Origin of the sequence: Streptosporangium sp. NBC_01755 (assembly GCF_035917995.1) — a bacterium.
In the GTDB taxonomy this organism is placed as follows: domain Bacteria; phylum Actinomycetota; class Actinomycetes; order Streptosporangiales; family Streptosporangiaceae; genus Streptosporangium.
Map to the genome: position 1 here is coordinate 7,611,422 of NZ_CP109131.1, position 18,315 is coordinate 7,629,736.

Here is an 18,315-nt window from a genome sequence, read left to right on the forward strand (position 1 = left end):
CCGCATGCACCTCATGCGCTCCGCCGCTCTCTGTGCCCTGGCGCTGCTGATGGCCGGATGCGGCGCGTCCTCCTCCCCCTCGCCGCAGCCGGTGTCCCCCGCGGCCGGGACCTCGTCGCCCTCAACGCCTGTCACCGCGGTGGCCTCGACCAACGTCTACGGCGACATCGTCAAGCAGGTGGGAGGCGACAAGGTCGCGGTGACCTCGATCATCTCCGATCCCGCGCAGGATCCGCACTCCTATGAGGCCAACACCCAAAACCAGCTCGCGCTGTCCAAGGCGAAGGTGGTCGTCGAGAACGGCGGCGGCTATGACGACTTCATCGACACCATGCTCGCCTCCAGCGGCAACCCCTCCGCGCAGGTCATCAACGCCGTCACCGTCTCCGGCAAGACCGCACCCGCCGGCGGCGAACTCAACGAGCACATCTGGTACGACTTCCCTTCGGTCGCCAAGATCGCCGACCAGGTCTCCGCGGCTCTGACCAAGGCCGATCCCGCCTCGGCGGCCACCTTCACCGCCAACGCCGATGCCTTCAAGCAGAAGCTCCAGCCGCTCGTCGAACACGAGGCGAAGATCGCCGCTGAGGCGGACGGCGCCACTGTGGCCATCACCGAGCCCGTCCCGCTGTACATCCTGGAGGCCACGGGGTTGAAGAACCTCACTCCGGAGGAGTTCAGCGAGGCCATCGAGGAAGGCGACGATGTCTCCCCTCAGGTCCTGCGGGAGACGCTCGCCCTGTTCAGCGGCAAGAAGGTCAAAGCCCTGGTCTACAACGAGCAGACGAGCGGGCCGCAGACCGAGCAGCTCAAGAAGGCGGCCGACGATAACGGCATCCCGGTGGTGGCGGTCACCGAGACCCTGCCTGAGGGCAAGGACTACATCGGCTGGATGAGCGCCAACCTCGACGCGCTCCAGGCCGCTCTGGCCAAATGACCAAGCCTGTTGAGGTCACGGCTTCGCACGGCGAGAAGGCGATGGCCGATGGCGACGTCATGCTCAGCCTCGTCGGCGCGGAGCTCGCCTATGGTGATCGGGTCCTGTGGCAGGGCCTGGACCTGGATCTGCGGCGGGGTGAGTTCGTCGCGGTTTTGGGACCGAACGGATCAGGCAAGACCAGTTTCCTGCGCGTTCTTCTCGGTCAGCAGTCGCTGTCGGCGGGCACGCTGCTGGTGGGCGGACGGCCGGCCCGCCGGGGGAGTGACCTGATCGGTTATATTCCGCAGCAGCGGGCTGTCGCCGCGCAGACCCCGCTGCGGGGCCGCGACCTGGTCCGGCTCGGCGTGGACGGGCACCGCTGGGGTTTTTCCGTCGGCGGTCGACGCAGCCGTCGGCGGGTGGAGGAACTTCTGGAGGCCGTGGGCGCCACGGCCTTCGCCGACATTCCCCTGTCGGTGTTGTCGGGTGGTGAGCAGCAACGGCTGCGGGTCGCTCAAGCTCTCGCCACCGATCCGGCCATCTTGCTCTGCGACGAGCCGTTGTTGTCGTTGGACCTGCACCACCAGCAGGTGGTGGCCGACCTCGTGAACGCGCGGCGACGTTCCTGCGCCACCTCGGTGGTGTTCGTCACGCACGAGATCAACCCGGTTCTGGAGATGGTCGACCGGGTGCTCTACCTCGCCGGAGGGCGGTTTCTGATCGGCACCCCTGAGGAGGTCATGACCTCGCAGACCTTGTCCGACCTGTACGAAAGCCCGGTGGAGGTGCTTCAGGTCCGCGGCAGGTTCGTGGTCGTCGGCGCCCCCGGTTCCCACGACCACGGCGGAGAGCCTGCAGCATGACCGGTGACATCTGGCACCAGATCTTCAACTACGACAACTACGGCGAGCTGTTGTTCCTGGTCCGCAACTCCCTCATCGCGGGAGCGATGCTGGGCCTGGTCGGCGGCGTCATCGGCACCTTCGTCATGATGCGCGACCTCCCCTTCGCCGTACACGGGGTCGCGGAACTCTCCTTCGCCGGCGCCTCCGCGGCGCTGCTGGCCGGGGTGAACGTCGCCGCGGGGTCGCTGGCCGGCTCGATTGTCGCGGCGCTGATCATTGGCGCTTTGGGGGTGCGCGCCCGGGACCGCAACTCGATCATCGGGGTGCTGATGCCGTTCGGTCTCGGCCTGGGTGTGCTGTTTTTGGCCCTGTACAAGGGACGGGCCGCGAACAAGTTCGGGTTGCTGACCGGTCAGATCGTCGCGGTCGACACGGTGCAGACGACCTGGTTGATCAGCACCTGCCTGGTGGTCCTGATCGGCCTTTGCGTGCTGTGGCGGCCCCTCACGTTCGCCAGCCTCGACCCCGACGTCGCCGCAGCCAGGGGTGTCCCCGTCCGGACCTTGTCCTCGCTCTTCATGATCCTTCTCGGCCTGTCGGTGGCCGTCTCCATCCAGGTCGTAGGCGCGCTACTGGTCCTCGCCCTGCTCGTCACCCCCGCCGCCGCGGCCATGCGGGTCAGCGCCTCACCCGGCCTCGTCACGCTGCTCAGCGTCGTGTTCGCCCTCACCTCGATGCTGGGCGGCATCCTGCTGGCACTGGGCAGCAGCATCCCGATCAGCCCGTACGTCACCACCATCTCCTTCACCATCTACATAGCCTGCCGGGGGATCAGCGCACTGCGCACCCGCGCGGGAGACAAGCCTTCGGGGCCATTTTCGGCTGGAGAGGAGGCGGGGCTCCCGAGCGCTCCCGATATGCGCCGTCCATCGATGCACCTGAGGTAGGCCGCCGCGTCCAGCTTGTGCCGTGGTCGCGGAACCGGTGTCCTCAGCCGCTCCCCGTCGGCCTGTCCTGATCGCCTACATCGCCTACGCTGCCTCGGCGAGAGCGGTGAAGTCGATCTCGATCAGAACGCAGTCGCAGCACACTCGATACCCGTACCTCCGAGCCGGGGCGGGCACGGCGTTGGGAGAGACGTTTTCCGGCGTCGACGGCCGCTACATGGGTGAGGGCGTCGTCGATGTAGGTGGTATTCCACACTACCAGGCAGTTCAAGACTTGAGCAGCAACCAATCGGCCAGTGGCGTTAGTCGAAGCCCAGGCGGGCCGGCGGCCTGGCCGATGGACAGGACGGCCTGGACGATTCCGGAGATGGTGAGCGGGCCGCGCTGCCCGGTCCACAACGGGCCAGGGGGCGGCCGCCACACATCGTGCGGCCGACGCCTGCCGTCGCGCATTGGAAGCACTGCGCAGCTGACTCTCTGTTCCTACGCGATGTGCGATCGTGCACGCAGCACGACCGCCTGAAGTACCGTGGTTTAGCCGGTGAGGTGGACGGCCAACGCCGTGACCGCCGCGGCCGTTGCGATGGCAGTCACAGGAGGCGAGAGCCGGAACACACGGGGCCGCTGGTGGAAGGCGGCTCGAAAGCTGACCCGTACAGCTTTGGGCGAGGATTCCCGCGACGACAGCGACCAACAGCGGCTCCGCCGCGTCGGGTGAGGGTAGCACTGGTGACTGCGACCCCGACGACGGGACCGATACACATCACCGCCAGCCACGACACCAGGCGGCGCCGGACCGGCTGGCTGGGAACCCTCAGCGGCACGATGGTCGACGCGTCGGATATGCGTCGACCATTAACAAGCTGTCACGTCTTGGTCGAAGCACGGCAAAAGGGTGCGGTACGGATACGGCCCCGATGGTGGACGGGTATCTAACCTCCTGTCGGGGCATACCTGCGTGCCGTGGAGCGGCAATTGGCGGGTCGCGGCATCGGAGGCGCGGCCATCCTCCACGGCATTCCGGCCGCGCGAGCGTCCAAGGAGAGCGGCGAGGCCATGGAGGGCGGGCAGCTGCCCAGGGGCAGGCGGGGTTCCCGGGTGACCGAGATCATGCGGAACGGGTCGGAGCAGAAGATGCTGCGCTTCCTCGTCTGGACCGAGCGTGTGGTGCTCTATCTGGTCTCGCTCATGCTGCTCGTCGTCGCCGCGGCCGTCATCGTCTTCATGTGGATCACAGTGGCGCAGAGCTCCGGATCGTGGACGACCAAGACGATCACCGTCATCGAAGAACTGCTTCTCGTCCTCATCATTCTGGAGATCTTCGTCACCGTTCTGGCGCATCTCGAAGGCGGGCGGCTCCAGCTGGAACCTTTCATCATCGTGGGCGTCATCGCGGTGGTCCGGCACATCCTGTCGGTGGTCGTCCGGCTCGCCGTGTCCATGACCGCGGCCGAGAGCCGCGCGCAGTGGATCGAGTTGGCCGTCTACGCAGGCGTGGCGTTCCTGCTGGTCGCCGCGCTGGCCGTCGCGCGATGGTCCCAGCGGGTGGCTGATCAGGGACCGTCCGTCGGGGGTGGTACCGACAGGCGGCCGGGAACCGGCGGCGGACCGTCAGCGGAGTGACCGGCGGATGCCCGCGGAGCCGCCCGACAGCCACGCCAAATGGCGGCGACATCGAATCCTCAGTCGCCGGGCGACGGCCGTCCCTCGCCTGCGGATGATGAGCGATCGTCGAAGACGAGTTCGCCACCAAGCTGACTGTACAGCTCCAGCTGGTCGTAGTAGATCCGATGAGCGATGATCTTGTCGTTGCCGACGGAGCAGGTGCTGGTGCCGCGAACGGCGACGGAACGGCCGGTTCCGTCCAGCACACCCCCGCCGGGCAGCATGAAAGGCCCGTTATGCGTGCCGGTGAGCATCCATTCGGTCACCGCGGGATCGGCGCAGAACACCGTGTGCCAGACCGTCATGCGCAGGTCCGGAAACCCTTTGAAGACCTCCTCGTAGAACGAGGCGATCTGAGCGTGTCCTTCCGCGACGCCCTCCGGGGTCACCAGGACCCCGTCCTGGCTGTGGCACTGAAGAACACGATCCAGATCTTGGGCGTTGAAGGCCTCGAGCAGCTTGTCCTTGAGCGCGCGAGCGTCGCCCATGGTCATCACCCCTTCGATGCGAAGGATCGCCTTACCCGTCGACGACGGGGCGAGAGGTTCTACGCCGTACAACAGGTCAACGGTTCGTTCCTTCTTCCTTGCTCGCCGCGGCCGCGCCCCTGGGAGGGCTCGGCGCCGGATTCACCGGGCGTCCGGGGCGGGCCGTTCCGAGCTGATCGCCGAGGCCGTCCCGGTCGCCTCAGAGCAGCAGGTCGAAGACACGTATCGTGCGTTCCCACTGCTCGGTCGCGGGGTTTTTCACCTCCGGATCCACGATCTTGAAAGTCTGAGCCAGTGCCGCTGACAGGCCGCCGACGATCTCGGGCAGGCGGCCGGCGGTCTCCTCGCCGACCGACAGGTCGAGCGGAGGCAGCGTGGCGAGCTGCTCCAGGATGGGTTTCAGCTCGATGTCCTCGTCGAGGAGGCGGAACCGGTGGATGCTCTCCTGGAGGCCCTTGGTGACGGGTAGATCCCAGGGTTCGATGATGTCGCGACGGTTCGCCTTGGCGTGGGCCTGGCCGATCACCAGAAGGTCGTAGAGCTTGTCGTTCACGAAGTCGCTGTAGCGCCGGAGGTCGTCCTTGTCGACGTCGACACCTGCGGCGCTGCGGAAGAAGCGTTCGAATCTCGGCACCGCCATGACAGCCATGGAGGTCTCCTTCCTTCCCTCCGGCCCGGAGTCACTGTCCGGCCTGGAGGTAGTCGTGGATCAGTCGTACGGCCATGGCGCCTTCACCGACCGCTGCGGCCACCCGCTTGATCGACCCGCTCCGCACGTCCCCGGCCGCGAACACGCCCGCCCTGCTCGTCTCCAGCGGAAACGGCCGGTCGGCGGAGTCGGGTGTGCCTTCCTTGCCGGACCGGGTGGCGTCCGCGCCCGTCAGGATGTAGCCCCGCGGGTCGAGCGCGATCTCGTTGGCCAGCCAGGCGGTGTACGGCGCCGCGCCGATGAAGATGAACATCGCGCGGGCCTCGATCGTGGAACGCTCGCCGGTGACGTTGTTTTCGGCGATGACCGCGGCGAGCCTCTCTTCTCCCATCAGCTCCCGGGCCTCGGTGTTCAGCATGATCTGGATCTGGGAGTGCCGTTCGATCTCGACGGCCAGGTAGCGGGACATGTTCCTGGACAGCGCGTCCTCGCGCACGAGCAGCCGGACGCGGGCGGCGTGCCGGGCCAGGAAGAAGGCGGCCTGGCCGGCCGAGTTGCCTCCGCCCACGACGACGATCGGGTCCCGCTTGCACATCTGGGCTTCGAACATGGTCGCCGCGTAGTAGACGCTCGTGGGCTCGAACCTTTCCAGATTCTGGACATCGAGCCTCCGGTAGCGGACGCCGGTCGCGACGATCAGGGTGCGCGCGTGGATCGTGCCGCCCTCCCCTACGGTGACGATGTGATCGCCCGCGTCCAGGCGCAGTCCGCATGCCTGTGCGGGGACGCAGAAACGCGCGCCGAACTTGCCGGCCTGGATCGCCGCCCGCTCCGCCAGTTCGCCGCCGGAGATCCCGGACGGGAAGCCGAGGTAGTTCTCGATCCGCGAGGAGGTGCCCGCCTGGCCGCCCGTCGCGACATTGTCCAGGACCATCTTGCCGGCCAGGACCGCGAAGAACTCGGTGCACGGAAGACCCTCCGCGTACAGGACCTCGTCTCGGCGGACGCGGCGCCGCTCGCCGTGCGGGGCCAGCGCCTGGAGCTGCGCGTCGCTCAGCCGCGGGTAGGCCCCCTGCGGGTCCGGCGTCTCGGAAAGCTCAGGCGGCCAGCGCATCGTCCACCCATTCGCGGAGGGCGGGAGCCGGCGCCGCGCCCGACCGCCGGGTGACGACCCGGCCCTGATCGATCACGACAAGCGTCGGGATGGCCTGTACGGTGAAGCGTTCCGAGAGCCGGGGCGCTTCGTCCACGTTCACCTTCACCAGCTTCAGGCGACCGGCCAGATCGGCCGCGACCTGCTCCAGCGCCGGGCTGACCATGCGGCACGGCCCGCACCAGGGTGCCCAGAAGTCGACGACCACCGGGATCCGGGCCGCCTCGACAACCTCGCTGAAGTCATCGTCCCCCGCCTCGGTGACCCAGGGAAGCGGCTGGTGGCAGTCGCCGCACTGCGGGATCCCCGAGGCGGCACTGGGCAGCCGGTTCTTCCGTCCGCATTTCGAGCATGGGATGACGCTCGCGTCCTTGGCCTGTGACCGCATGGTCAGACCTCCGGATTCTCGTACGTCACCGAGAGTGTGCCGCCGGTCATTCCGACACGGATGACCGCGCCGTCGAGGACGTCGTCGGCGACCAGGGCGCGGGCACGCGGGTCTCGACCTCGCGGGCGATGAAGCGACGCAGCGGCCGTGCGCCGTAGACGGGGTCGAAGCCCGCCGACCAGGATCACCTCGTCGAGATCAGCCGAGGTCAGCTTGGCGTCGGCCATGGCCTGCTCGACCGGACCCTTGACCCGCTCGATCAGGTCGGCGGTGATCTGCTCGAACGTGGACCGCATCAGCGTGGTGTTCAAGTGCTTGGGCCCGTTCGCGTCCGCCGTGATGAACGGGAGGCTGATCTGGGTCTGGCTGACCGCCGACAGCTCCACCTTGGCCTTCTCGGCCGCCTCGAAGAGCCACTGCAGGGCCTGGGGGGCGGCGCGCAGGTCGATGCCGTCCTGACGCTGGAACTCGTCGGCCAGGTGGTCGACGATCCGGCGGTCGAAGTCGTCGCCGCCCAGGTGGGTGTCCCCCGCCGTGGCGCGGACCTCGACCACGCCCTCGCCGATGTCGAGGACGCTGACGTCGAAGGTCCCGCCGCCCAGGTCGAAGACGAGGACGGCCTCCCTGCCCTTCTTGTCCAGGCCGTAGGCCAGGGAGGCCGCGGTCGGCTCGTTGATGATACGCAGGACCTCCAAGCCGGTGATCTTCCCGGCGTCCTTGGTGGCCTGCCGCTGGGCGTCGTTGAAGTAGGCGGGCACGGTGATGACGGCCTCGGTGACCTTCTCACCCAGGAACTTCGCCGCGTCGGCCACGAGCTTCCTCAGCACGAACGCCGAGATCTCCTCCGGCGCGTACTGCCTGTCCTTGACCTTGAACCGCACGGCCCCGTCGGGACCAGTCGCGACGTCGAACGAGACCGCCTTGATCTCGTCGTGAACCTCCTCGAACCGCCGGCCCATGAACCGCTTGGCCGAATAGATCGTCCCCTTCGGGTTCAGGATCGCCTGGCGGCGGGCCATCTGGCCGACCAGGACCTCACCCTGGTCGGTGAAAGCCATCACCGACGGTGTGGTCCGCGACCCTTCGGCATTCGGGATGACCATCGGATGGCCGTCCTCAGTCGTCGCGATCACCGAGTTCGTCGTGCCCAGATCGATGCCTACTGCATTCGCCATCGCCCTATCCCCTCACGATCCCGCGTGTTCTTCTCGGCCCATCCCTGCCCGGTTCCGCTGATCTCGGCCGCAATGTGCCGTCGGACGCTCCGAACCAGGGGGTCCATATACGCGACTCCGCGACCGGCTGCGTCGGTCTGTTGAAGGTCTTTGTGGCCACCCGGGCGGTGTTGAACACGTGCCGGGCCTCATCGGGGAACTCCGGGTCCACCAAGATCTCGTAGGTGCGTAGGTCGCCAGCACCGTCTTGTGGCTCTCGTGGATGTCTCGGGTTCTCATGGATCAACCCCCTGCTGGTTGGTTGTTCCGGCTACCGAGAAGCCTCGGTCACGCGCCATCAGCCACAGCCCAAAGATCAGCCCTCCGCTCTCCGACCTCTACAGGTCCAGTCAAAGGGCCCGGATGGCCCCCCGAAACCCCCAAATATCCATTTTTGGATCAAACAACAGAGGTGGCAGGCGAGGGCCGGCTCGGCCCTTGTCCACGCGCGGGCGGCGGGTCAGGCCCGCGAGCCCGTGGTTCCGGTAGGCGGTCAGCCGCCGGTGCAAGGTCCGCGACGAGGCGTCGGTGTCGGCGGCGAGCCGGCGGATCGAGACCCCGTCTTCCAGATGGGGGTGGAGAAGCCGCCAGCGGCGCACGGCCTGCTGCCGCTGTTCCTGGTCAGCTCGGCGAGCGCGGCAACCGGATCATCCGGCCGTTGGGCCTCGGATGAGCTCATTCCATCAGAATCACCCCGGTCGGCGATCGTTCGCAGGCTGTTCCACTGCCGATCAACACCACCGACGAGGGCATGGGCCGCATCGCCTTCCTGCTGCTGGCCCTGTTCGCCGAGATGGAACGCACCTTCACCGCCGAGCGCGCCGCCCACGCCCGCGCCGTCGCCGAGAGCACCGGCCGCCCCGTCGCCCACCCGGCCGACAAAATCGAGTACGCCCGGCTACTGAAGGCCCAAGGCCACACCCTCGGCCAGGTCGCGGCCAAGACCGGCATCCCCAAAACCTCCCTGCACCGCTACCTCACCCCGCAACCAGGAGGCCAGGCGACGTAACGTCAAGGGCCGCTCCAGTATGACCAAGGCCCAACTGGAGAAGGCACTACGCTGAGCGCTCGGCTCCGCCGTGGGAGCCGCAGGCCGCCCCGCGCTTGAAGTACGGCGGTCATGCACGGCCCAGCAACGGGATGACCGCCCGTTCGGCTTCGCCGTGGGTGGCCATATCGCCGCCAGAGACGCCTTTTCCAAGTTTCGGCAGCATCGCTGCTATGGTGCGTCCTTCTTCGTACAGATCGATCAGGCGAGGATCCACATAGGATGCCCGGACCAAGGCGGTGTGTTGCCGAGATAATCGGCGACCTCTGCCATGACCCGGGCAACGGCGCGTCTGCGTGCTCTGGTCGAAGCGGTGGGTGCGGAGACCGCCAGCCCTACCTCGGCGAGTACGGTCGCGTGCCAGGTTCTGAAGTCCTTCGCTGTGACCTCCATGCCGAAGAGCTCGTACAGGTAGGTGTTGATGTCCTCGCTGCGCACGTCGTGCCAGGCGGCGGTGAACGGCGAAGCCATGGCTCGCCTGCGGTTTTCCGGGGCTACGGCCCAACGGCCACCGGCGACGAGAGGTCTGAACGACGCGTGCGAAGTGCCCTCGGTAACCCTTCCAGCCTTGCACGCCCGTAGGAGTGGTTACGCCGCCTGGGACGGGTATGGTGGGCTCTGGTCCAGAGACGCGGCCGCCTTCCGCCCTGCTCGCGAAGGTGAACGCCATGTCTGCCGGCCCGATCTTCTCATCCTCGCCGCCACGGCCGATGATCCTGGCGCGCTGCTGGAGATACGGACCTGGCGACTGGAGTCGCTGCGGATTCTTCGCCTCCTCGGTGAGCTGGACGCCTTCACCGCCCTCCGCGTCCGCGCCAGACTCGATGAGGTGGTGCTCGCCCGCCGTGAGCTCAGGCTGATCGTGGATCTCACCCAGCTGACCTTCATAGCCTCGACAGGGGTGGGCCTGCTGCTGGAGATTCGGGAACAGGTCGGCGAGCGCGGGGGACGCCTGATCGTGATCCTCGCTCCGAAAAGCCGTCTCCCGGCGTCTTTTCAAGCTGACCCGTATGACGGATCACTTCGAAGTCGCGGAGAACCTGAGAGAGGCGGTACGCGCCCTGCGGCAGGCGGAGCGCGACCTGGCACTGCGGGGCGAGACCGGTGAAATGCCGCAGGCACCCTCTACTCGCCGACCAGTTCCGACTTGAGACCGATGGGTAAGAAACGTCCGAAAGGCGGCGATCCGAGGTGGATGGCAGCCGTGTCCGAAGGCACCTTCGGACACGGCCGATCCAAGAGAAGTCTACAGTAAAGCGGATAATTGTCTCTTAAGGGAATATAAGGGATGAATGGTCAGCGAAGGTGGGTAAGCGTATGTCGGCGGTAGCGCGGAGGTGAAGACCTCTCCTGGCCCCGAGCGGATGCTGGTGGGGCTGTTGCGGGCCAGTCACCTGGCGGCTCTGGAGCAGGTTCCGGGCCTGGTCGGTGAGCATGCCGCGTCCGCGGGCATGACCGAGGTGCTGATCTACCTGGCGGATCTGCAGCAGAACATGCTGCGCCTGTTGACCGGTGAGGGCCAAAGCGCCGGGGAGGACGCGAGCACGGAGGTCGCCGAGTTGCGCGTCGATGCGACCTTGGCCGGGCGGGCCTTCCAGGAGGTGCGGATCCTGGCCGGCACCGGCGGCGGTGCCGGTGCCGAGGTGGGCACCGACGAGGATGTCGGTGGTGTGGAGCGGTGGTGGGTGCCGCTGCTGGACGGCACCGAACGCCTGGGGGTGCTGCGCATCAGCATCGAGGCCGGCGCCGACGCGCAGAGCCAAGACAAGCAGAGCCAAGACAACATGCGGGACCTGGCGTCGCTGGTGGCGCTGTTGCTGGTCGACAAACGTCCCTGCAGTGACTCCTACGCCCGACTGGTGCGTACCCGGCCGATGCACGTGGCCGCGGAGATGCAGTGGACGTTGATGCCGCCGCTGACCTTCGCCGACCACCGGGTGACCATCGCCGCGGCGCTGGAGCCGGCCTACCAGGTCGGCGGGGACGCCTTCGACTACGCTCTCGCCGGTGATGTCGTGCATGTGGGGATCTTCGACGCGATGGGCCACGACGTCTCGGCCGGGCTGAGCGCCAACCTGGCGGTGGCCGCCTGCCGCAACAACCGCCGCCAGGGCGCCGACCTGGCCGCGACCAGCGAGGCCGCCGAGCAGGTTCTGATCACCGAGTTCGGTCAGGCCACTCGTTTCGTCACCGCGATCTTGGCCGATCTGGATACCTGCACCGGGGTGTTGTCCTGGGTCAACCGCGGTCACCACCCGCCGGTGGTGATCCGCGGTGGCCGTTGGGTCACCACGTTGGAATGCCGGCCGGCTCATCCGATGGGCTTGGATCTGGGCCTGGCGGTCACGATGTGCCGCGAGCAGTTGGAGCCCGGGGATCGGGTGGTGTTCTACAGCGACGGCATCATCGAGGCCCGCAACGCCGCCGGCCAGGAGTTCGGCCTGAACCGTTTCGTCGACTTCATCATTCGCCGCACCACCGACGGCCTGCCGGCGCCCGAGACACTGCGCCGCCTGGTGCGCAGCGTGCTGGACTACCACGACGGTCACCTCCAAGACGACGCCACGGTGTTACTGGTGGAATGGCACGGCCACGCCCATGAGCGGCTGCGCCTGTGAGACGCGGGGCCTGAACCGGCAGAACCGGGCCTCAGTTAACGGATCACTGGGTCATCTGGGCGGCCGTCGGCTGCCCGCAACGCCGCGTCCAGACCTGGCCTGGGACGGTGTAGCCGATGTCGCCGAGCCCGTCGGCGATCTCGGAGATGACGTGGGGGGCGCCGTCCTCGTTGCCGGTGACCAGCACTCCGGCGACCCGGTTGTAGGCCACCGGCCGCCCCGCCTCGTCGGTCTCGGAGATCATCGCGTCCATCCGCTCCAGCATCCGCTGCGCCAGCGAGGACGGCCGCCCGACCCAGGTGGGGGTGACCACGACGAGGATCTGTGATTCGAGCAGCCTCGCGTGCACTACGGGCCACTGGTCGACGCCGTCGCCCAGGTCGGTGACCACGCCGGGCGGGATGTCCAGGTCGGCCGGCCGCAACGCCATGACCTGTACTCCCAGCGCGTCGATCACCACCTGGGCCGGCCGTTCGGTGTTGGACGGCTCGGGTGAGGCCTTCAACGTGCAGTTCAGCACCAGCGCCCGCATGGACCATCTCCTCGACTCGACGTACCGATGACGCGAGCACGGCGGACAGATTCGCCGACATGCCCCAGCCATCACGATCACTGTCTGGACACCTTTCCGAAGCGCACCCCTTCGAACATGCCGGTGGATCATTGCCCTGATCGCGAACTTTCACCCGGCGGTCAACACCGCGCGCCACACTGCACAGCAATGATCTTGTTTGAGGTCGCCGTCGTCTCCCGAACAAGATCAACGAAGTTCGCGGGCAGGTCTCCGCGACCTGTTTACCGAAAGCGCCAGGGGTAGAGCTGTGGGTTTCCTACCTTCGCTGACGAGGAGAAACGCCGTGACCGAGAACCTGTGGAACTACCGCCCCGAGGTCCGCGGCGAGCAGGTCCTGGACCTGGCCGGGTTCGACGTGGAAGCCACCGACGGCAAGATCGGCTCGGTGGACGAGGACAGCAACGCCGTCGGCGACAGCTACCTCGTCGTCGACACCGGTTTCTGGGTCTTCGGCAAGAAGGTCGTGCTGCCGGCCGGCACCATAACCAAGATCGACCCGCAGGAGCGCAAAATCTACGCATGCGCCCGTCCGAACTCGATCTCTCACCGCCACCCAGCATGTACCAAAACTTGTAGGGTCGGGGGCTGGCGCGGTGGCTTCTCCTGGCGGGAGGGCCTGGGGCCTTCCTTCCGTCGGTTTCCCGGACGGGTGTGCCACCCCAGTGGCCGTGACCAGGTTCTTCGCTCCGTTTCCAACCCCCGCCACCTCGATCCGTGCATGCGGTTCTCCCGCACACGGCTCACCGACGTCGTTCACCGCCGGCATTCGGCCTTTCCCGCCAGGGCTTGCCCGCCCTGGGCGCGACGACGATTCCATACAGGCTGATCAAGCCGAGATCGCTGAGCGAGCGTTTCAGCACGCCCCGGCCGTAGCTCCGGCTGCGCCGGTGTTTTCGGCTGAGGAACAGCGCCAGGCGCATCCAGGCGAACTCTCTGATCTTGCTAAAGCGCCGGGCAGAATGCCCGTACCGGAAATAGCCAGCCCATCCCCGCAGGAACAGGTTGACCTCCTTGGTGATCGCTTCGGTGCGAAGCAGCAGCCTGCGGCCGTCCGTGAGGTCACGGATCCGGTCGCGGGCGTGTTGCATCGCCCTGTCTGAGGGCCAGCGAGCGAGGAAAACGAACGGCCGTTTCCCGTTGAACCCGCGTGAGCGCACCAGCCGGTGGTGAAAGCCCAGGAAGTCCAGGCCTTCCCCACCGACCTCCAGGTGCACGATGCGGGTCTTGGCGGCCTTCGGCTCCAAACCGAGTGCCGCCAGCAGCTCCGTCAGGCGGGCCAGGGCCCGCTCGGCTTGACCGCGGGACCAGCACATCACGATCGCGTCGTCGGCATAGCGGGCCAGCACGCCGTCCGCCTCGTCCCACGCCCGATCCAATCGGTGCAGGTAGACGTTACAGAGGACGGGTGAAACCACGCCGCCTTGTGGCGTGCCGGTGACCTCTCGCCGGATCTGTCCGTCCTCCATCACCCCGGCGCGCAGAATCACCCGCAGGAGCTTCAGGAGCGACTGATCGCAGACGCGTTCCTCGATCGCACGCATCAACTCATCGTGCGGAATCGCCGAAAAGCAGTTGGCGATGTCCGTCTCGACCACCCACCGGCGGCCCCGCGCCTGCTCCTCAATGAGCACTTGCAGAGCATCGTGTGCTGAGCGCTTCGGGCGAAACCCGAATGAGCAATCAGCCATGTCCGCCTCGAAGACCGGTTCGAACACGATCTTCACAGCGGCCTGCACGATCCGATCCCGAACAGCGGGAATCGACAACGGCCGGTACTCGTCCTTCAGCCCAGGCTTGGGGATCATCACCCGGCGCGCGGGCAATGGCCGATACCGGCCCTGCCGAAGTTCCGCGGCCAACTCCTCAAGAAGCCGGACGATCCCGTACTCCTCGATGTCGGCCAGCGTGGTCGCGTCGATGCCCGGTGCGCCGTTGTTGCTGCGCACCATGACCCACCCGCGCTCCAGAACGTCTCTGCGATAGACCTTGTCCATGAGCGCGTGGAACCGACGTCCGGGATCGGCCTTGGCCGCCCGGTAGAGCACATGCTGCAAGGCGCGGACCGGATCACGCGGAACACGCGGCCCCACGGCGGCGGGAATAGCCAAAACGGCACTCACCGAGCCCCTCCTCCACCTCAATATGCATCGACGAAGTAGCGGCCCTTCCCTCACCGCCGGTTATGTTGTCCGGTCGGCTCAAGCAGTACTACGGCCGCCTCCGACGCCCACCCGGCCAGCAATCCACTTCCCGGCGTTGACCGGTTATAGGACGCCACGCTCCGGTAACACCTTCCGCAGGTCACCGGGCCGGGGAGGGCCTCCCCAGTTCCCGCCGTCACTATCGATACGTTCCGCGCCCCATACGCCGGGGAGTTCTTCGCGGCTGCAATTTCCAGGCTCTTCGCCGCTTCCATGGCCTTCACCCCGATCACGAGGGGCTCGGCTCTCCCTTGTCCCGTCCGAAGACGGCTGAGTAACGACGCCGCAGGCTTCGCGTCATGCTACGGACCGCATCGTCGCTCCCCCTTAAGGGCTTTTGACGCTGGGCTTCGACCCCGCCCGTTTCCAGACGAAGCCGCCAGCCTGCTACCGGGCCTCCTGGCAGCTACCCGGACCGGACTTTCACCGGCAAGCGACGACGAGCTTACGAACATGCAGATCAGCCGCTATGTCACGGCTTCACCTCCAGTTCTACTGGGCGCACATGATCGGCTCAGTAAGCAGGCAGGAAGAACAGGCGCAACCGGCCGCCGGTACGCGCGACGAAATCACCGACCGCCCGGGCGGTGTGGATCGAGGAGCCGTCGACGATCAGGAGGATCGGCCCGGTGACGGTCCGCAGCAGGTGCGCGCAGAACCCCAGGAACGCCCACCGGTCCATCGACCCGTGCCTCAGCCGGTAGCGCAGCGTGCCGTCGGCTCCGACCGCCGAGAACATCTTCACCGACCGGTGCTCCGCCCCGGCGCGCACCACAGGGGTCCGCCCGACCACCCCCCAGGTGGTACCGGCCCGGTGATCGACACGCATGCTCATCTCGTCGGCGAACAGCACCACCGCCCCCCGCCTGCGCGCCTGTCGGCGGATCTCGGGAAAGACCACCGTCGTCCACCCGGTGACGGCCACCGCATCACGCCGCCACGCCCGATAGACCGGGCGCTGCGGCGACAGGCCCAGCTCGCGCAGCAACCTCCCGGCCGCCGCCACCGACAGACCGATGCCGAACCAGGCCGCGATCACCATCGCCACCAGTGCCCTGGTCCACAGTGCCACAGCCGTGCCCAGCACCTGACGGGGGGGTGACATCACGCACCACCGCCTTGACGGTCTGCTCTTGGCCGGGCGTCAGCCGCCGCGGCCGGCCCGGCGCCTTCTTGATCCGCAGCGCCTCGAGGCCGCCCGCCCGCGCCTGGCGTTTCCACCGGAACACCGACTCGCGGCCCACGCCCAGCGCGTCGGCCACCCGATCGGGTGACATGCCCTGCTCCAGCAACCGGAGGGCGAAGACCTTCTCCTCGAACGTCGCTCTGCGACCTTTTCTGGCCATACCCCCAGCATGTGCTCGCCGGAAATCGATCTCCCACCGCCACCCAGCACGTACCAAAACTTATGATCGGCTCAGTACATGTTTTTCGCGCCATGAAGAAAGATCTTCGTGGCGCTTTCGGTGCGTGCGCGCACAGCGGGGAGAAGAAGGTCCGTCATGGGTTTGTAAGAGTTTGCGGCGTCCTGTCGCGGTAACGTCAGACCATGTTGCGTCCTGGAAGCTGGTCCAGGCCTGCGGGTGGAAGTCCCGTCCGGGTAAGCACTGGAGCGCCCGGTAGCAGGCCCCGGTTCGTTGTGGAGACATGGCGGGCTGAGCGGGGCGTCAAGAGCCTCTTTGGAGGGAGCAAGCACGCGGGCCGTAGCGTAAAGCGAACCTTGCAGCCTCGTCAGATTCACAATGGAGAAGCCGAGCCGCTCATGTCACGGCGAAGGCCATGTCCGGTGGGCCTTGTTCCAGGGTCGGTCTGCCAGGTTCTCCCGGGGTATGGAGGATGGCACGTGTGCATGGTCTGGGCCGGAACAGGAGAGACCCGTCTGACCACGCCTTTCGTCGGGCACGAGACCGGGCGTATAAGCCGATGGTGAAGTCGTCCGGAGGGCAGCGGGAGTCCGAGGGGGCCGTAGTACCGCTGATCGGCGTGCAACATAACGCGCCGGGAGGGAAGGGCCCCCACTTTGATCACGTCCGTGGCGAGGGTAAGCGCGAGGGCATGGCCGGGGTGACCCGGTCCAACCACCCCGATGGGCGAGCGTCCATCGTCAAAGTGCGAAAACTTCAACGCGGGCTATGGGCTGCGGCCAAGCAGTCTGAGGAGCGGCGCTTCCACGCCCTGTATGACCGTATCCACCGGGGTGACGTCCTGTGGGAGGCGTGGGAGCGAGTCCGGAGTAACCGGGGAGCGGCTGGGGTGGATCGGATCACCCTGGCGCATGTGGAGGAGTACGGGGTCGGGCGGATGCTTGCCGGACTCCAAGACGATCTCCGGGCAGGTGTGTACCGTCCCGCGCCGGCCAGGCGAGTGGACATTGCTAAATCCTCAGGTGGCAAGCGGCCCTTGGGGATTCCGACGATTCGTGACCGGGTGGCGCAGGCGGCGGCCAAGCTCGTGCTGGAGCCCATTTTCGAGGCGGACTTCTTGGAGGTCTCCTACGGGTTTCGGCCGAAACGGTCGGCGTTGCAGGCCAAGGAGATGATCCGTAAACGGTTCATCGAAGGCCACACTCATGTCGCCGAGTTTGACATCGCCAACTTCTTCGGGGAGATCGACCATGGTCGGTTGCTTGCCGAGGTGGGGCGGCGGGTGTCGGATCGCCGGGTTCTCAAGTTGATCCGCTTGTGGCTTCAGGCGGGGGTGATGGCGGATGGGGAAGTCACGCGGTCGGTCGCGGGCACGCCTCAGGGTGGAGTGATTTCGCCTCTGTTGTCCAATATCTACCTGCACCTTCTCGATATCGAGCTGAGTAGGCGAGGGGTGGGGGTGCTGGTGCGGTACGCGGATGACGGTGTTGTCTGCTGCCGGTCGGCTGCCCAGTCCCACGCCGCGCTCGTGGTGGTGGAGGAGGTCCTCACTTCGCTGGGGTTGAGGCTGCATCACGGCAAGTCGAAGGTTGTTGACCTCAGGGAAGGCCGGGAAGGCTTTGACTTCCTGGGCTGTCATTTCCGGGCTCGTTTTTCGGGCCGGATGTGGGAGAAGTACGGCATGGTCCGCTACTACCTGCATCGCTGGCCCTCGGCGCAGGCGATGAGCCGCTTGCGCGAGAAGGTCCGGGTACGGACGGGCCGCCGCCGGTCGGGAACGGATATCCGGGTGATCATCGCGGATCTCAATCCGGTCCTGCGCGGCTGGGGTAACTACTTTCGCACCGGGAACGCCGCCAGAAAGTTCGGCCAGGTGGATGACTACGTGGTGTGGATGCTGTGCCGCTTGATGATCAAGAAGCGGGGTCGCAATCTGCGGGCGGGTCAACACCAGGCATGGACTCGTGAGTGGTTTGAAGGGCACGGCCTGCTCCGCCTACGCGGGACCGTCCGCTATCCGAAGGCAGCGTAACCATGTCAAGAAGATCATCGGTAAGCCGTATGCGGGAAAACCGCACGTACGGAATTGAAAGGGGGATGGGGAACCGGGCCTTCGGGCACCGCGCCCCTGACTACCAATGATCGCCGAAAGTCGCCTTAACGATTCATTGGAATCGCATTCCGAGAATGCATTATTCGGGGGAAATACCGTACGCCTCAATGATTTTTCCAGTGTTTTCTG

Annotated in this window: 18 protein-coding genes and 1 pseudogene; 9 read left to right on the plus strand and 10 right to left on the minus strand. The window is 66.7% G+C overall.

Annotation, left to right across the window (positions count from 1 at the left end):
* The first annotated feature begins 4 nt into the window (after positions 1–4).
* The 4 genes from OG884_RS34915 (at position 5) to OG884_RS34930 (ending at position 4,334) form a co-directional block, all read left to right on the plus strand.
* The gene (locus OG884_RS34915) at positions 5–937 is read left to right on the plus strand and encodes a metal ABC transporter solute-binding protein, Zn/Mn family (protein ID WP_326639990.1); all 933 of its coding nucleotides are present in this window, start codon (positions 5–7) and stop codon (positions 935–937) included.
* Positions 934–1,782 carry a metal ABC transporter ATP-binding protein gene (locus tag OG884_RS34920; RefSeq protein ID WP_326639991.1) on the plus strand — a complete coding sequence of 283 codons (849 nt, stop codon included), beginning with the start codon at positions 934–936 and terminating at the stop codon, positions 1,780–1,782. The genes OG884_RS34915 and OG884_RS34920 overlap by 4 nt, the downstream gene beginning before the upstream one ends.
* Complete coding sequence (locus OG884_RS34925; RefSeq protein WP_326639993.1) at positions 1,779–2,711, plus strand: metal ABC transporter permease; 933 nt, start codon at positions 1,779–1,781, stop codon at positions 2,709–2,711. Before OG884_RS34920 ends, OG884_RS34925 begins: the two co-directional genes overlap by 4 nt.
* A gap of 963 nt (positions 2,712–3,674) precedes the next feature.
* Entirely contained in the window at positions 3,675–4,334 is a 660-nt protein-coding gene (locus OG884_RS34930) for a phosphate-starvation-inducible PsiE family protein (RefSeq protein WP_326639994.1), read from the plus strand.
* A gap of 59 nt (positions 4,335–4,393) precedes the next feature.
* Here OG884_RS34930 and OG884_RS34935 read toward each other — a convergent pair whose 3' ends face one another.
* The 5 genes from OG884_RS34935 to OG884_RS34955 form a co-directional block, all read right to left on the minus strand.
* The gene (locus tag OG884_RS34935; protein WP_326639996.1) at positions 4,394–4,870 is read right to left on the minus strand and encodes an ester cyclase; all 477 of its coding nucleotides are present in this window, start codon (positions 4,868–4,870) and stop codon (positions 4,394–4,396) included.
* A 193-nt stretch (positions 4,871–5,063) separates the two neighbouring features.
* Positions 5,064–5,513 carry a DUF1931 family protein gene (locus OG884_RS34940; protein WP_326639998.1) on the minus strand — a complete coding sequence of 150 codons (450 nt, stop codon included), beginning with the start codon at positions 5,511–5,513 and terminating at the stop codon, positions 5,064–5,066.
* 31 nt (positions 5,514–5,544) lie between these two features.
* Complete coding sequence (locus tag OG884_RS34945; RefSeq protein WP_326639999.1) at positions 5,545–6,627, minus strand: NAD(P)/FAD-dependent oxidoreductase; 1,083 nt, start codon at positions 6,625–6,627, stop codon at positions 5,545–5,547.
* Positions 6,611–7,054, minus strand: coding sequence for a thioredoxin (trxA, locus tag OG884_RS34950; protein ID WP_326640001.1), 444 nt, complete (start codon positions 7,052–7,054; stop codon positions 6,611–6,613). Before trxA ends, OG884_RS34945 begins: the two co-directional genes overlap by 17 nt.
* 2 nt (positions 7,055–7,056) lie before the next feature.
* Positions 7,057–8,229: an Hsp70 family protein gene (locus tag OG884_RS34955; protein WP_442811595.1), complete on the minus strand. Its 1,173-nt coding sequence runs from the start codon at positions 8,227–8,229 to the stop codon at positions 7,057–7,059.
* A 790-nt stretch (positions 8,230–9,019) separates the two neighbouring features.
* Here OG884_RS34955 and OG884_RS34960 point away from each other — a divergent pair.
* Entirely contained in the window at positions 9,020–9,277 is a 258-nt protein-coding gene (locus OG884_RS34960; RefSeq protein WP_326640002.1) for a helix-turn-helix domain-containing protein, read from the plus strand.
* 240 nt (positions 9,278–9,517) lie between these two features.
* On the opposite strand, the gene OG884_RS34965 is transcribed toward OG884_RS34960, so the two are convergent.
* A complete protein-coding gene (locus OG884_RS34965) occupies positions 9,518–9,787 on the minus strand; it encodes a hypothetical protein (protein WP_326640003.1) in 270 nt (89 codons plus the stop codon).
* A gap of 97 nt (positions 9,788–9,884) precedes the next feature.
* On the opposite strand from OG884_RS34965, the gene OG884_RS34970 reads away from it, so the two are divergent.
* Together OG884_RS34970 and OG884_RS34975 are read left to right on the plus strand one after the other, a co-directional pair.
* Complete coding sequence (locus OG884_RS34970; protein ID WP_326640004.1) at positions 9,885–10,424, plus strand: STAS domain-containing protein; 540 nt, start codon at positions 9,885–9,887, stop codon at positions 10,422–10,424.
* Positions 10,425–10,653: 229 nt separating this feature from the next.
* Entirely contained in the window at positions 10,654–11,934 is a 1,281-nt protein-coding gene (locus tag OG884_RS34975; protein ID WP_326640006.1) for a PP2C family protein-serine/threonine phosphatase, read from the plus strand.
* Positions 11,935–11,977: 43 nt separating this feature from the next.
* Here OG884_RS34975 and OG884_RS34980 read toward each other — a convergent pair whose 3' ends face one another.
* The gene (locus tag OG884_RS34980) at positions 11,978–12,466 is read right to left on the minus strand and encodes a flavodoxin family protein (RefSeq protein WP_326640008.1); all 489 of its coding nucleotides are present in this window, start codon (positions 12,464–12,466) and stop codon (positions 11,978–11,980) included.
* 325 nt (positions 12,467–12,791) lie between these two features.
* Between OG884_RS34980 and OG884_RS34985 the strand changes: the two genes are divergently transcribed.
* On the plus strand, positions 12,792–13,334 hold the full coding sequence (locus tag OG884_RS34985; RefSeq protein ID WP_326640010.1) for a PRC-barrel domain-containing protein: 543 nt from the start codon (positions 12,792–12,794) through the stop codon (positions 13,332–13,334).
* Here the strand turns inward: OG884_RS34985 and ltrA (OG884_RS34990) are convergent.
* The 3 genes and pseudogenes from ltrA (OG884_RS34990) to OG884_RS37760 form a co-directional block, all read right to left on the minus strand.
* Positions 13,249–14,628, minus strand: coding sequence for a group II intron reverse transcriptase/maturase (gene ltrA, locus OG884_RS34990; RefSeq protein ID WP_326636118.1), 1,380 nt, complete (start codon positions 14,626–14,628; stop codon positions 13,249–13,251). The two genes, OG884_RS34985 and ltrA (OG884_RS34990), sit on opposite strands and share 86 nt — an antisense overlap.
* Positions 14,629–15,223: 595 nt before the next feature.
* Complete coding sequence (locus OG884_RS34995; protein WP_326640012.1) at positions 15,224–15,814, minus strand: IS630 family transposase; 591 nt, start codon at positions 15,812–15,814, stop codon at positions 15,224–15,226.
* 34 nt (positions 15,815–15,848) lie between these two features.
* Positions 15,849–16,055: pseudogene (locus OG884_RS37760) on the minus strand (helix-turn-helix domain-containing protein); the annotation flags it as partial.
* A gap of 859 nt (positions 16,056–16,914) precedes the next feature.
* Here OG884_RS37760 and ltrA (OG884_RS35000) point away from each other — a divergent pair.
* Positions 16,915–18,105 (plus strand): group II intron reverse transcriptase/maturase, encoded by a 1,191-nt coding sequence (ltrA, locus tag OG884_RS35000; protein ID WP_326646953.1) that lies wholly within the window; start codon positions 16,915–16,917, stop codon positions 18,103–18,105.
* Positions 18,106–18,315 lie beyond the last annotated feature (210 nt).

What these genes read in the sequence shown, in the direction of transcription:
- OG884_RS34915 (WP_326639990.1), top strand. Translation starts at nt 5, where the DNA reads ATGCACCTCATGCGCTCCGCCGCTCTCTGTGCCCTGGCGCTGCTGATG.
- trxA (WP_326640001.1), bottom strand. Translation starts at nt 7,054, where the DNA reads ATGCGGTCACAGGCCAAGGACGCGAGCGTCATCCCATGCTCGAAATGC.
- OG884_RS34980 (WP_326640008.1), bottom strand. Translation starts at nt 12,466, where the DNA reads ATGCGGGCGCTGGTGCTGAACTGCACGTTGAAGGCCTCACCCGAGCCG.
- OG884_RS34960 (WP_326640002.1), top strand. Translation starts at nt 9,020, where the DNA reads ATGGGCCGCATCGCCTTCCTGCTGCTGGCCCTGTTCGCCGAGATGGAA.
- OG884_RS34935 (WP_326639996.1), bottom strand. Translation starts at nt 4,870, where the DNA reads ATGACCATGGGCGACGCTCGCGCGCTCAAGGACAAGCTGCTCGAGGCC.
- OG884_RS34940 (WP_326639998.1), bottom strand. Translation starts at nt 5,513, where the DNA reads ATGGCTGTCATGGCGGTGCCGAGATTCGAACGCTTCTTCCGCAGCGCC.
- OG884_RS34945 (WP_326639999.1), bottom strand. Translation starts at nt 6,627, where the DNA reads ATGCGCTGGCCGCCTGAGCTTTCCGAGACGCCGGACCCGCAGGGGGCC.
- OG884_RS34995 (WP_326640012.1), bottom strand. Translation starts at nt 15,814, where the DNA reads ATGTCACCCCCCCGTCAGGTGCTGGGCACGGCTGTGGCACTGTGGACC.
- OG884_RS34925 (WP_326639993.1), top strand. Translation starts at nt 1,779, where the DNA reads ATGACCGGTGACATCTGGCACCAGATCTTCAACTACGACAACTACGGC.
- OG884_RS34920 (WP_326639991.1), top strand. Translation starts at nt 934, where the DNA reads ATGACCAAGCCTGTTGAGGTCACGGCTTCGCACGGCGAGAAGGCGATG.
- OG884_RS34955 (WP_442811595.1), bottom strand. Translation starts at nt 8,229, where the DNA reads ATGGCGAATGCAGTAGGCATCGATCTGGGCACGACGAACTCGGTGATC.
- OG884_RS34965 (WP_326640003.1), bottom strand. Translation starts at nt 9,787, where the DNA reads ATGGCTTCGCCGTTCACCGCCGCCTGGCACGACGTGCGCAGCGAGGAC.